This window comes from Rurimicrobium arvi (assembly GCF_039540495.1).
Classification (GTDB): domain Bacteria; phylum Bacteroidota; class Bacteroidia; order Chitinophagales; family Chitinophagaceae; genus Rurimicrobium; species Rurimicrobium arvi.
In genome coordinates this window covers 386761-399565 of the sequence record NZ_BAABEZ010000004.1, presented here as the reverse complement: position 1 = coordinate 399565, position 12805 = coordinate 386761, and the positions used below count along the sequence as shown (strand labels likewise).

Genomic DNA, 12805 nt, shown 5'->3' with positions numbered 1-12805 from the left:
GACGCATCTTTGTAACTCAATACATTAATAACAAAACAGAAATGAAAAAATTACTCGGAATCTTTGCTCTAGGAATGCTTTCTTTAACCTACAATGCTTCTGCGCAAACGGATGCAAAAGCTAAAGCGGTCCTGGACAATGTGACTAAAAAAGTAAATAGTCTGAAAACAATCAAGGCTAACTTTTCACTGAACCTTGCAAGTGCGAACGGCAAAACCAAGCAAAGCAAATCGGGCACTTTTTATATGAAAGGAAGCAAATACCATATCAGTATTCAGGGCCAGGAAATTATCTGTGACAACAAAACTGTGTGGACTTACATCAAAGAATCCAACGAGGTTCAGATCAGCAATTACAATCCGAGTGAGCAGACTATTTCCCCGAATAAGCTCATCACAAATTTTTACGACAAAGAATATAAGTACAAGTACGCAGGTACACGTAAGTCGGGCAATCAGCAATGTGATGTGGTGGAACTGACTCCTGTTGCTGCAGGAAAACAATTCAGCAAAGTTGAAATACTGGTGGATAAAGCTTCCAGCACAATTGCAGGAGGCAGTATCACGGAGAAAAACGGCAATAAGTACAATTATACGATCAGCAATTTCACCGGTAATGCTCCGCTTGAAGACAAATTTTTCACTTTCGATCCTGCTGCCTACAAAGGTGTTGAGGTAGTAGATCTTCGTTGATCTTCCATTTTTAAAAAAATTGAAAAGGCTGCAATTGCAGCCTTTTTTTTATTGTGTTTCGTTTATGTACACCCGTTTGACACGCTGGGAAATTCCTGTCATTATTTCATAAGGAATTGTACCCGCCCAATCTGCCAGCTGCTGTATCGGAAGTGCATCCCCGAAGATGATGACCTCATCTCCCTCCTGCACCTGATCGATATCCGTGATATCCACCATACACATGTCCATTGCGATGATACCGATGAGCGGAGCCGGCTTATTGCTGATCATGACATAAGCATTACCACGACTTAAAGCTCTCGGATAGCCATCAGCATATCCGATACAGATAGTTGCAATCCGCTTATGCCGGTCAACCTTGCCTTTCCGGCTGTATCCGATCGTCTCTCCGGCATCCACTTCTTTGATCTGAGCAATAACAGTCTTCAATGCACTGATCTGCCGGAGCTGATTATTAAGAGAACCGCTGCTGTCAATACCATACAGACCAAGCCCGAGGCGTACCATATCAAAGTGATATTCCGGATACTGTACGATGCCAGCTGTATTGCATAAATGCATCAGCGGCCTATAGCCGAGAGCATCTGACAACTTTCCGCACATACGCTGAAACAACCCGGCCTGCTGTTGTGTAAACGCACGGTGCGCCTGATCATCGGCTGCTGCAAGGTGACTGAAAACACTTGCGATACGCAGACAACTGCACTTATCGAGATAGGCTGTCAGTTCGTCCAGATCAGATTCCATAAAGCCGAGACGATGCATTCCTGTATCAAGCTTGATATGAACAGGATAGTCTTTCACTCCGATATTTTCGGCTACTGCAACAAAGTGTGTAAGCGAACGCATATTAAACAGTTCCGGCTCCAGCCTCCAGAGTATCATACGGTCGAACGCGTCTATGGAAGGACTCATCACCATTATCGGCAATTCAATCCCCGCCTTGCGCAGCGCCACACCTTCATCTGCGTAGGCCACGGTAAGATAGTCAACACCCGACTGCTCCAATACTCTTGCAACCTCATGACCTCCACTGCCATAGGAAGATGCTTTCACCATCACCATTGTTCTGGTTCCGGGCTTTAAACGTCGGCGAAACACCTGCAGGTTCTGAACCATAGCCGAAAGATTTACGGTCATTACTGTCTGGTGGATCCGCTGTTCCAGCAGCAGGCTTATTTTTTCAAATGCAAAACTCCGGGAACCCTTCAGCAACACGGCTTCGTTTTCGAAAACAAAATCCTTGAAGTGCCGCAGGAAATCTGCTGTATCCCGGAAAAAATATTTCTGTAAGTCTTTGTTGGCATCAAATAGATGACTGTAGTGTGTGAGTGCGTTACCGATACCTATGAAGCGTCTGATACCACGCTTCTGAAGGATTTCGGACAATTCACTGTACAAGGCCACCTCTGCCCTGCCGGTCTGCAGCATATCGCTCAGAATGACTGTCTGGGCAGTCATATTCTGTTGTTGCAGCGTATCGAGCGCAATCTGCAGCGAGGTGAGATCCGAATTGTATGCGTCATTGATCACAATCGTATTATTATCTCCCTGGCGGATTTCCAGCCTCATTGCTATAGGCTTCAGAAGTGCCATTCCATCTGCGATCTCTTCGTCGGGAATTGCAGCGTAGAGCATATAACACCAGCAATTGATCGCATTTTCCACAGATGCGGCGTCTACAAAAGGGATTTGAACAGATACCTTTCTGTCCTGGAACAGACCTTCTATCTCCGTACGCCCCTGTTCCTTCCGAATGGAAAGGATCTGCAAAGCGGCTTCTGTCTTTTGTGACCAACTGATGAGCTGTAATGGCTTATCAGAGCTTTTGCGAACGGTCTGGGAAAACAACTGTATTGCTTCGTTGAGCTCGTAATAATCTTTGCAGTAGATCAATACCTCTGCATGCCTGAATAGCTGCAACTTTTCGTTGATCTTCTGCCGGCTGTTCAGAAATCCCTGATTATGGGCTTCGCCGATATTGGTAAATATTCCTACGGTAGGGCGGATAATCCGTTCCAGCGATTCCATCTCACCGGGCTCAGAAATACCTGCTTCAAATATACCCAGTGTATGCTGATCATTCATTTTCCATACGGAAAGCGGCACCCCGATCTGCGAGTTGTAGCTTCCCGGGCTGCGGACAATGCTGAAGCGGTCTTTCAGCAGCTGATACAGCCATTCTTTTACAATTGTCTTCCCGTTGCTGCCGGTGATACCGATAACGGGGATATCGAAACCGGAACGCACGCTGGCGGCAAGCTGCTGCAATGCGGTCACGGTAGCGGTTACCCGCAAAAAAGAAGCTTCCGGGAAACCTGAAATATCCGGATGCTCGGAAACAAGAAAGGCTCGGACTCCCTGCTGATATGCCGCAGCAATATAGTCGTGCCCATTGCTGCGGGCTGTTTTAACTGCAACGAACAAACAATTTTCCGGCTCCCGGACAGCCCTGCTGTCGGTAACAATAACCTGAACTGATATATCGTTTCTGGCGCCGGACCATTCGGCCCTGCAGGCTGAAGCAATCGAAGATAGTAGCATAGTATTTGATCTGCCGGATTCTTGGTTAGCAAATTTGCGGTTTGTTTTCGAGTTTGCATACAGGGAAATCAGGCCGTAGAAAGCATTAAAATCCTTTTAACAAAGATGTAGGATAAATTGGCATCAATCTTGATCGGGTAATGATACAAATACCAATAAGTAAATTATTTTTGTAGCTCAAAATTCTAGTCAATGAAAAAGTACTTCTTACTCTTTGCTGCAGGCAGCGTATTGATGCTTGCTTCTTGCGGTGGCGATTCTGCTCCTAAAGAAACCGTAAATGTAGATTCTATCGCTGCTGTAAAAGCCGATTCTATCGCAGCTGCTGCAAAAGCAGAAAGCGACTCAATTCTGGCCGCTCAGGCTCAGGCCTCTGCAGATTCAATGGCAGAAGTGATGAAAATGGATTCCGTTGCCAAAGCTACTGCTGCAAAAGCCAACGCGGGTAAAAAGTCCACTACCAAAACTACCACAAAAACAAAACCGGGTACAACGGTAGTTTCTCAGCCTGTTCCTGATAAATCCAATACCGGCGGATTAAGCGGTTCTTCAGACCAAAATAAGAAAAGCGGCGGACTGTCCGGCCATTCTGACCAGGCTAAACAAGAGCAACGCAGTGGCGGATTGCGCGGCCATTCTGATCAGGAGCGCAACAAATAGTTGTAAAACTTAAACATAATAATAAAAATAGCCGGCTTGTATTAAGCCGGCTATTTTTTTGTGATCTGTGCAAACAGGCGTAAAAAAAGAGGGAAGCCTGACGACTTCCCTCTTTTCAGTACAACTAGTGCAAATTATTGCTTCACCATATTGTTGAAGGTGATAACTGTAGTAATTGTAATACCGGTAACCACTTCTTTCTGAGTGATAGACAGTGTACAGGTAGATGCGCTGATCGAACCGGTACCACTGTAGGTATATCCGTCAGAAGTAGTTTTAGTATCGATAGTGAAAGCTGTATTGCTGGTCAGCGTTACAGTCAATGCAGCAACAGAAGACAGGTTATCGTCCAGCAGTTGCAGGTTCATTTTAGTAACATCTGTTCCCAGAGCAGAAAACTTAGCAGTCCAGTCTGTGTAAGTGTCTCCGTTGTTGTCTGTTCCGCTTCCTTTGTAAGAATTGTAGTAAGAAGTCCTTACTTCAGTTTTACAATCGCTTCCTGACAGACCGACAGAACAAGTTTTGTCTTCTTTGTTACAGGATGTCATTGTTACTGCGGATACGGTTGTAGCGGCCAACATCGCTCCTAAAGCGATTTTACGTAGTGTGTTAGTCATAGTTTTTGCTTTTAATTTAGTTAAGTGTAGTGACACAAATTATGTGCCAAAGATAGCAACATTTATATCCCGTGTTGTTAATACTAATTTAAACAGTTTTCTGCAATTCTGCCTGTTGTTTACTTTCCCTTTTGATCTCCTGTGCTTCTTTTGCAGCTTTTACGAATGCTACAAATAACGGATGAGGGTTTTCCACGGTGCTTTTATATTCGGGGTGGAATTGTGTTGCAATGTAGAAAGGATGGTCCTTCACTTCCATTATTTCCACCAGACCTGTTTCCGGGTTCTTGCCTACTGCACGCATACCGTTGCTTTCGAAATCGGCGAGGTAAGCATTATTGAATTCGTAGCGATGACGGTGGCGTTCGCTGATATGCGTCATGCCATACGCCGATGCCACGGCACTGTTTTCCGTGAGCGTACAATCGTAAGAGCCCAGGCGCATGGTACCGCCGAGGTTAACCACTTTTTTCTGATCTTCCATCATACAGATAACAGGATCCACTGTTTCCGGATTCATCTCCGTGGAATGCGCCTGCTTGTGTCCCAGCACATTGCGGGCAAATTCCACACAAGCCATCTGCATTCCGAGACAAATGCCGAAGAAAGGTATTTTATTCTCGCGCGCATAACGGATCGCATCAATCTTTCCGTCGATACCGCGGGCTCCGAATCCGGGCGCAACCAGCACCGCGTCAATATTCTGCAATTTTTCAGTTACATTCTCGGGTGTAAGGTATTCGGAATGAATATTACGCACTTCCACTTTGCATTCGTTTACCGCTCCTGCATGAATCAATCCTTCGAGGATAGACTTATAAGCATCCTGCAGCTCTACATACTTTCCGATCAGACCGACGGTAATTTTAGATTTGGGGTAACGCAGCTTATTTAAAAATTCTTTCCAGCGGATCAGTTGCGGTTCCTCGCCAAGCGGCATACCCAGTTTATTCAGGCAGGTAACATCCAGCTTTTCGCGCATCATCTCCAATGGCACGCTATAGATGGTATCCGCATCCATAGCCTCAATAACCGCATCTTCTGTTACGTTACAGAATTGCGCTATTTTTCTCTTCAGGTCTTTGTATAAAGGCTCTTCTGTACGGCAGACAAGTATATCCGGATTGATGCCGTTCTCGCTCATCAGCTTTACAGAGTGCTGCGTTGGCTTCGTTTTAAGCTCTTTGGCTGCTTTCAGGTAAGGGATCAGCGTCAGGTGCACGACAATTGCATTTTTCTCTCCCAGATCCCATTTGAGCTGGCGTACCGCCTCGATATAGGGAAGCGACTCGATATCGCCTACCGTACCGCCCAGTTCGGTAATAATGAAATCATATTTATTTTCTTTTCCCAGCAGCGTCATACGACGCTTGATCTCGTCGGTGATATGCGGTATCACCTGTACTGTCCTTCCGAGATAGGCTCCTTCACGTTCTTTATTGATCACATATTGATAAATACGACCGGTTGTTACGTTATTGGCCTGGGAAGTATGGGTATTCAGAAAGCGCTCGTAATGGCCCAGATCCAGATCTGTTTCCGCCCCGTCTTCCGTGACATAACATTCGCCATGCTCATACGGATTCAGTGTACCGGGATCGACGTTGATATACGGATCAAATTTCTGAATGGTGGTGGTGTAACCTCTGGCCTGCAACAATTTCGCGAGTGATGCAGCAATAATTCCTTTACCCAGCGAGGAAGTAACACCTCCTGTAACAAATATATATTTCGACATAAAACTGACTATTAAAAATTGGGGCGACCTGCGGTCGGATTGGCAGAAGGACTACCAAGCTAGGAAGGTCAGGCAAAGGTACTAAAAGCTTGGTTCGAAGCAAAAAAATGCTCCAAAAAGCAACAGGTGCTTTATAAAAAAGGCCGGAAAATCACTTCCGGCCCTGCTATTGTAAATAATACTGTTTTATCCCTCTATTCCCGGTCATATTCCAGTCGCATTCCATGACTTCCTTCCATCACCTTACCTTTCTCATAAACCACATTTCCGCTTACTATGGTATGGGTGATTTTTGCCGGGAATTCAAAGCCTTCCATCGGACTCCAGCCGCATTTATACAGGATATTTTCTTTCGTTACCGTTTGGGACTGGTTCATGTCTACCAGCACAAGGTCGGCAAAATACCCTTCCCTGATAAAACCGCGCTCACGGACCTGGAAGCAAATGGCTGGTGCATGCGCCATCTTTTCCACCACTTTCTCGATGCTGATCCTGCCTTTTTTCACATAATGCAGCATCATGAGCAATGAGTGTTGCACAAGCGGCAAACCTGCAGGTGCCTGTGCATAGGGTTGCTGCTTTTCCTCCCATGTATGAGGGGCATGATCCGTAGCGATGATATCCAGCCTGTCGTCCAGCAATGCTTCCCAGAGTGCAGCTTTGTTATCCGGTGCTTTGATGGCAGGGTTACATTTGATCAGATTACCGAGTCTCGCATAGTCATCGGCCGTAAAATGCAGATGATGCACGCAAACTTCGCTGGTAATACGCTTCTTGTCCAGCGGCAACATATTGCTGAACAATTGCAGTTCGCGTGCGGTGCTGATGTGCAGGATATGCAGGCGGGTGTCATTTTGCTTTGCAAGTTGTATGGCCGAAAAAGAGCTCTCGAAACAAGCTTCTGCGTCGCGGATCAGCGGATGGAAAGACGCATTGTCCGCATCGGGATATCTGGCCTTATTCGCAGCAATCACCCGCTCATCCTCGCAATGGGTGGCGATCAGCATTTCCGATTCTCCGAATATTTTGTTCAGCACAACATAATTATCCACCAGCATGCTGCCTGTGCTGGATCCCATAAATATTTTGATACCCGCCACCTTATCCTTTTTCTTATTCGTCTTCAGAACTTCTTCTACATTATCGTTGCTTACGCCCATGAAGAACGAATAGTTGGCAAGTGAGCTGCGCTGGCCGATCGCATATTTCTCTTCGAGCAGTTCCTGCGTAAGCGTGGGAGGATTGGTATTGGGCATTTCCATAAAGGAGGTCGTTCCGCCCGCAACCGCCGCACGGGATTCCGTTGCGATCGACGCTTTATGGGTGAGCCCGGGCTCCCGGAAATGCACCTGATCGTCTATGACGCCTGGCAGCAGGAACAAACCATCGGCATGAATTTCTCTTACGGAGAAGGGAGTATCTATGTGACTGGCTATCTTTTCAATACGATTGCCTTTCACGAGGACGTCGGCCTGTATCTGCTTCCCCTCGTTGACGAGAGTTGCATTTTTTATCAGAATTGGTATCATTTTTGCTAAGGAGTAATGGATAAATTAACTGTACTTTTGGCAAATTAGTGCAAGTAAGTAAAAGATAGTACCTATGATCAAAAAATTACTTTCTGGCCTCTGCGTCTTCGGCTCTTGCCTGGGAGCAGCCCGGGCGCAGAACACCTACCTGCAACTCGGAGAAGACGAATACCATTTACTGGACCGGCTGGAGACAAAATCCGGGAAACTATCCGGAAAATTGTTCCTCAGTACAAAACCTGTAACAAGGGCTGCCACTGTCTCGTTTCTTGAAGACCGCCTTGATGAAGCCAATAATGAACTTTCGGGCATTTCTTTAAACAAAGTGGACCGCTATAATATGTACCACGCCATCGCGATCAGCAGTGAATGGCGCAAGGTACAATCCGGGGAAAACGAAATCACTGTATTACGGGCCAAACCCTGGTTCGGCACTTTTTACAAGACCGGCGCAGACTTTGTATATGTCAATACAAAGGATTTTTTCCTTTCTGTGAATCCGGTTATCAGCGCCCAGTACATGAGCGAACAATCCAAATCCGGAGGGGTTAGCACTACTCAGGGGCTTTTCGCCAGCAGCCGCGGTGCCGAGATCCGCGCACGTATTGCCAACAAAATAGGCTTATACACTTATTTCGCCGATAACCAGGAGCAGCCCCCCACTTATGTTACGCAGTGGATCACACGCCATTCTGCCGTACCTGGTGCCGACTATTATCAGAACAGCCCCGGTTCCAAAACCTATGATTACATTCAGGCTCGCGGCTACATCGATTTTGCGGCCATTAAGAATTATGTAAACGTAACTTTCGGATATGATAAGCAATTCCTCGGAGACGGTATCAGGAGTCTGTTCCTGAGCGATTTTGCAGCCAGCAGTACTTTTCTGAAACTCAACACTAAAATCTGGAAGCTGAATTACCAGAATATTTATGCGGAGATCATTCCTCCTTATGTGCGCGGTGCCGACAGGAATCTTCCGTTGAAATACACCACTACGCATTACCTTACGGTAAATGCAACCAAATGGCTGAATGTAGGTTTGTTCGAGAGCATCGTATTCAGTAAAAACAGCTATTCGTTCGGCTACCTCAATCCTATTATCTTTTATCGTGCGATTGAGCGTTTCTACGGGAGCCCGGACAACGTGAACCTGGGATTCAGCCTGAAAGTCATTCCGCTGAAAGGTGTGCAGTTGTATAGCCAGCTGTTCCTGGATGAATTTAAATCCAAGGAGCTGTTTGGCAGCAATAAATGGTGGGGTAATAAATACGGTGTTCAATTGGGCGCGAAATATTTTGACGCATTTACCGTCCGCAACCTGGATCTGCAGGCGGAGTTCAACCTGGTGCGCCCTTATACTTACTCTCACTCAGACAGTGTTACCAATTACAGTCATTATAACCAACCCCTGGCCCATCCGCTTGGCTCAGGCTTCCGCGAGATTATTGTTGTTGCTAACTACCGGCCTGTCCAACGCCTGTTGCTTACAGGAAAGCTTATGTATTATAAACAGGGCGTAGACACCGGCGGACTCAACTATGGCAATGACATATTCCGCAGCTATAACAGTGTGGTAAACCAGTACGGGGTAACGGTGATCAACGGATTGGCGGCCACCTGTAAGCTTGCAAGTTTCAATGCGTCTTACAAAATTGCAGAACGTCTTTTCTTCGACCTCGGCTTTATCTATCGCAACTATCAGTATCAGAATAACTATTATCCCCAGCAGCAATCCTTAAGTATCTACGGTGGCATGCGTCTTAATATTGCGCGCCGTACCTATGACTTTATGTAATTTATTTGACTGTGCGTATCGGACTTTATTTCGGGAGTTTTAATCCCATTCACAACGGGCATCTGATTATTGCGAATCACGTGGCAGAGTATGGCAACGTCGATAAAATATGGTTTGTCGTTTCTCCGCAAAACCCGCTCAAGGAAACAAAATCGCTCCTGAACGAGTACGACCGTCTGCACCTGGTAAAACTGGCCATACAGGACAATGAGCGCTTCCATGCCAGTGACATTGAATTCAAATTGCCCCGTCCTTCATATACAATTGATACGCTTACCTACCTCAGCGAGCACTTTCCGCAGCATCAGTTCAAAGTGATCATGGGTTCGGATAGTTTTCAGAACATCGGGCGATGGAAAAATCATGACGTATTGCTGAGAGACTATGAACTGATCCTCTACAAACGCCCCGGATTTGAGGTTACCGGCACCAATTCAAATGTCACGATGCTTGCAGCACCACTGCTGGAAATCTCCTCAACTTATTTACGGACACAGATACGGGATAAAAAATCGATCCGGTACCTCACGCCGGATATTGTGGCTGATTATATTCACGAAAACAGATACTACCTCTAGTATCTGTTTTTTTTATTTCTTTTCCGGCCATATCTGCGAAGCAATCACAGAGATCAGCAGCACACCCGCCACCACGCCTAGAGAGAGCGGTGAAGATATGTGCAGTACCGGCGCAATCACCATTTTCATTCCTATAAAAAACAGGATAACCGCAAGCCCGTATTTCAGCCTGCTGAAGCGATGCATAAAGTTAGACAGCAGGAAATAAAGCGACCGCAAGCCAAGGATCGCGAAGATATTGGACGTGTACAGGATAAAAGGATCGTTCGGGGCAATTGCAAAAACGGCCGGAATGGAATCGACGGCAAATAAAAGGTCAGTGAATTCAATTACACCAAGCACTACGAATAAAGGTGTTACCATCCTTACGCCGTTCTTCACAGTAAAGAAATGGTCTTCCTCAAAATGATCGCTCACCTTAAAGAAGCGATGAATAAACCGTGCGCCGGGGCTTTGGGAAAAATCTTTAGACGCTTCTTCTTCCGATCCGCTATACCATGACTTTATACCCGCGTAAATCAGGAAAATTCCGAAAAGCAGCAGTACGATATTTACATGCCAATTACGGCCAAACATCCCGAATACCGGCAAATAGGCGTATTTGATCAGTTCCACACCGGAGAAGATGAATAAGGCTCTGAAAAGCAATGCTCCGATGACGCCCCAGAATAAAACTTTGTGGTGCAGTATTGACGGAACCTTAAAGAACTGGAAAACCAGTATAAATACAAACAGGTTGTCTACCGAAAGGGCTTTTTCAATCCAGTACGCCGACTGAAACTGAGCGAATTTATTAAGGCCCATGGAATGATATACCACACCGCTGAAAGCCATAGACAAACCTATCCACACCACCGACCAGGCAAGTGCTTCTTTATTGGAAACCTCATGCGCTTTCTTATGAAACACACCGAGATCAAGCAGCAGCATCACCAGGACCACTACACCAAATGAGAGTAGTATTGCCGGATGATTGGTAAGTTTATCCATTCTATCTTTTATAAAAACCAAAAATAGCTGAACTAAAGTTCATTTACTGATAAGCATACGCCAAAAAAAAGCAGGCATGTGCCTGCTTTAAAAATTATTAAGACAAATTGCTTACGCAAATGAAAAATTACGTGTCTTAAGGCCATTGGCAATAAAACTAACGGCCGTATCGAGCAGATCCCCTGCGCTGCCTTTGAAACTCCCGAAGGACAGCTCCATCTGGATACCGCGCAGCATGTTGGTACATACTTTCGTCATCAGGTCGATCTGGCTTTGATAGGCTGAATCGAAGCTCCCCTCACGGATACCGAAAAGGAGAATTCCTTTCACGATATCTTCTTCGTGTTCATTGTAACGCGCTTTGATCGCATTGAAGATGCAACCGGTAGCAGAGCCTTCTGAATTCAGGCCGATCGTCTTGAGCCTGTAAAGGAGCTGTCGTCTGCGAAGAGCCCTGTATTTTGTCTGTGCAAATGCTTTCAGCTTCTCCACCGCTGTATGCTCCCGGCCTACTGCGTCGATGATATCGCGCTCGATCTCTTCTTTCTCCTTATCCACCACCGACTGAAAAATCTCCTCTTTCGTGTCGTAGTAGTAGTATAAGCTGCTTTTCCCCTTACCTATGGCCTTGGCAATATCCTCCATGGTCGTCTTTGCCAGACCGTACTGTTGAAATAAGACTTTAGCTGCGTCAATAATTGCTATTTTAGTCATTTCATCCTTTGTCATACTCACCAGGTTTTAAAATATTTTCGTGTCAGCTCAGCTGATCACTGTTCTGTAATTATCCAGGATTTTAATTATGAACTTATTCTTGGTTGCCATTAAAAGAAACAGTCTTATGCCGGTAATTGCGCACAGGATACCGGCTATCACATCCAGCACGTAGTGATGGCTTGTATACACTGCCGAAAACCAGATACCCAGCATCAGGGTAGCGAATAGTATATTGATCGCCCCAAGCCTGTTGCGCAGACCGTAATAAAACACGATCAGCGGATACGACGAATGCAGTGACGGCATGGCAGCGAATACGTTCGAGCTCTTTTCATAAATAGATTTGAATATGCCCGTATTAAAAAACACATCGAAGCGCGACAGTCCGGCGGTGTTTCCCGGGGTGTCCCGGATAAACGTAAAGCCATGCTCTGCAACATACCAGGGTGGAGCCGCAGGATATACATAATAGATCACAAATCCGATCAGGTTCACGAGCAGGAATGTGAGGGAAAAATACAGGAACTCTTTCTTGTTTTTAAAAAACAGATATGCAGCAAACCCTAAAGGTACCGGCACCCAGGTCAGATAAAAGATGCCGGATGCGACGTCCAGGAAAGAACGGTGGAAATGCTGCCAGTATTCATTGGGCGTGAGCAAAACACCATCGACACGTATTCCGAAAAGATGCTTCTCCGCTTCATACAAAGATTGTATATGCACGTCGTTGACCCTGTAATTCGGTACCACTTTCATGTAATCGAAAATGATCCAGTACACGATGAAAATCGAAAAGCCGAGGATCAGCTTTCGCGTTATAGGAGTGAGGAAATAGCAAAGCGCAAATACAACGACCAGAAATACCTGGTCTGTTTTAAAGCCTACCAGCAGTGCTGAAAGCCCCAGGTAAGCGAATGCTGTTATCGCCACGGCCGAGAG

The 12805-nt window shown here is 45.9% G+C and carries 11 protein-coding genes; 4 read left to right on the top strand and 7 right to left on the bottom strand.

Annotated features, from left to right (window positions below; all coding sequences use genetic code 11):
* Positions 1–41 precede the first annotated feature (41 nt).
* Positions 42–692 (top strand): outer membrane lipoprotein periplasmic chaperone LolA1, encoded by a 651-nt coding sequence (lolA1, locus tag ABD846_RS04575; RefSeq protein ID WP_344823126.1) that lies wholly within the window; start codon positions 42–44, stop codon positions 690–692.
* A 48-nt stretch (positions 693–740) separates the two neighbouring features.
* Here lolA1 and ABD846_RS04570 read toward each other — a convergent pair whose 3' ends face one another.
* Positions 741–3239 (bottom strand): bifunctional UDP-N-acetylmuramoyl-tripeptide:D-alanyl-D-alanine ligase/alanine racemase, encoded by a 2499-nt coding sequence (locus ABD846_RS04570; RefSeq protein ID WP_344823124.1) that lies wholly within the window; start codon positions 3237–3239, stop codon positions 741–743.
* A 192-nt stretch (positions 3240–3431) separates the two neighbouring features.
* Between ABD846_RS04570 and ABD846_RS04565 the strand changes: the two genes are divergently transcribed.
* Positions 3432–3899 carry a hypothetical protein gene (locus ABD846_RS04565; RefSeq protein ID WP_344823122.1) on the top strand — a complete coding sequence of 156 codons (468 nt, stop codon included), beginning with the start codon at positions 3432–3434 and terminating at the stop codon, positions 3897–3899.
* A gap of 134 nt (positions 3900–4033) precedes the next feature.
* Here ABD846_RS04565 and ABD846_RS04560 read toward each other — a convergent pair whose 3' ends face one another.
* From ABD846_RS04560 to ABD846_RS04550, 3 genes are all read right to left on the bottom strand, one after another.
* Positions 4034–4516 carry a hypothetical protein gene (locus tag ABD846_RS04560; RefSeq protein WP_344823120.1) on the bottom strand — a complete coding sequence of 161 codons (483 nt, stop codon included), beginning with the start codon at positions 4514–4516 and terminating at the stop codon, positions 4034–4036.
* A gap of 88 nt (positions 4517–4604) precedes the next feature.
* Positions 4605–6254: a CTP synthase gene (pyrG, locus tag ABD846_RS04555; protein WP_344823118.1), complete on the bottom strand. Its 1650-nt coding sequence runs from the start codon at positions 6252–6254 to the stop codon at positions 4605–4607.
* A gap of 194 nt (positions 6255–6448) precedes the next feature.
* Positions 6449–7783: a dihydroorotase gene (locus ABD846_RS04550; RefSeq protein ID WP_344823116.1), complete on the bottom strand. Its 1335-nt coding sequence runs from the start codon at positions 7781–7783 to the stop codon at positions 6449–6451.
* 73 nt (positions 7784–7856) lie between these two features.
* Between ABD846_RS04550 and ABD846_RS04545 the strand changes: the two genes are divergently transcribed.
* Both ABD846_RS04545 and nadD read left to right on the top strand, forming a co-directional pair.
* Entirely contained in the window at positions 7857–9581 is a 1725-nt protein-coding gene (locus tag ABD846_RS04545) for a hypothetical protein (RefSeq protein ID WP_344823114.1), read from the top strand.
* 11 nt (positions 9582–9592) lie between these two features.
* A complete protein-coding gene (gene nadD, locus ABD846_RS04540) occupies positions 9593–10159 on the top strand; it encodes a nicotinate (nicotinamide) nucleotide adenylyltransferase (RefSeq protein WP_344823112.1) in 567 nt (188 codons plus the stop codon).
* 12 nt (positions 10160–10171) lie between these two features.
* Here the strand turns inward: nadD and ABD846_RS04535 are convergent, their stop codons facing one another.
* From ABD846_RS04535 to ABD846_RS04525, 3 genes are all read right to left on the bottom strand, one after another.
* Positions 10172–11149 (bottom strand): TerC/Alx family metal homeostasis membrane protein, encoded by a 978-nt coding sequence (locus tag ABD846_RS04535; protein WP_344823110.1) that lies wholly within the window; start codon positions 11147–11149, stop codon positions 10172–10174.
* A gap of 111 nt (positions 11150–11260) precedes the next feature.
* A complete protein-coding gene (locus tag ABD846_RS04530; RefSeq protein WP_344823108.1) occupies positions 11261–11878 on the bottom strand; it encodes a TetR/AcrR family transcriptional regulator in 618 nt (205 codons plus the stop codon).
* A gap of 33 nt (positions 11879–11911) precedes the next feature.
* Complete coding sequence (locus tag ABD846_RS04525) at positions 11912–12796, bottom strand: phosphatase PAP2 family protein (protein WP_344823106.1); 885 nt, start codon at positions 12794–12796, stop codon at positions 11912–11914.
* Positions 12797–12805: the final 9 nt, after the last annotated feature.

Bases quoted from the DNA above. Each gene is read 5' to 3' on its own strand.
- ABD846_RS04550 (WP_344823116.1), bottom strand. From the start codon at position 7,783: ATGATACCAATTCTGATAAAAAATGCAACTCTCGTCAACGAGGGGAAG.
- ABD846_RS04570 (WP_344823124.1), bottom strand. From the start codon at position 3,239: ATGCTACTATCTTCGATTGCTTCAGCCTGCAGGGCCGAATGGTCCGGC.
- ABD846_RS04560 (WP_344823120.1), bottom strand. From the start codon at position 4,516: ATGACTAACACACTACGTAAAATCGCTTTAGGAGCGATGTTGGCCGCT.
- ABD846_RS04530 (WP_344823108.1), bottom strand. From the start codon at position 11,878: ATGACAAAGGATGAAATGACTAAAATAGCAATTATTGACGCAGCTAAA.
- ABD846_RS04565 (WP_344823122.1), top strand. From the start codon at position 3,432: ATGAAAAAGTACTTCTTACTCTTTGCTGCAGGCAGCGTATTGATGCTT.
- ABD846_RS04545 (WP_344823114.1), top strand. From the start codon at position 7,857: ATGATCAAAAAATTACTTTCTGGCCTCTGCGTCTTCGGCTCTTGCCTG.
- ABD846_RS04535 (WP_344823110.1), bottom strand. From the start codon at position 11,149: ATGGATAAACTTACCAATCATCCGGCAATACTACTCTCATTTGGTGTA.
- lolA1 (WP_344823126.1), top strand. From the start codon at position 42: ATGAAAAAATTACTCGGAATCTTTGCTCTAGGAATGCTTTCTTTAACC.
- pyrG (WP_344823118.1), bottom strand. From the start codon at position 6,254: ATGTCGAAATATATATTTGTTACAGGAGGTGTTACTTCCTCGCTGGGT.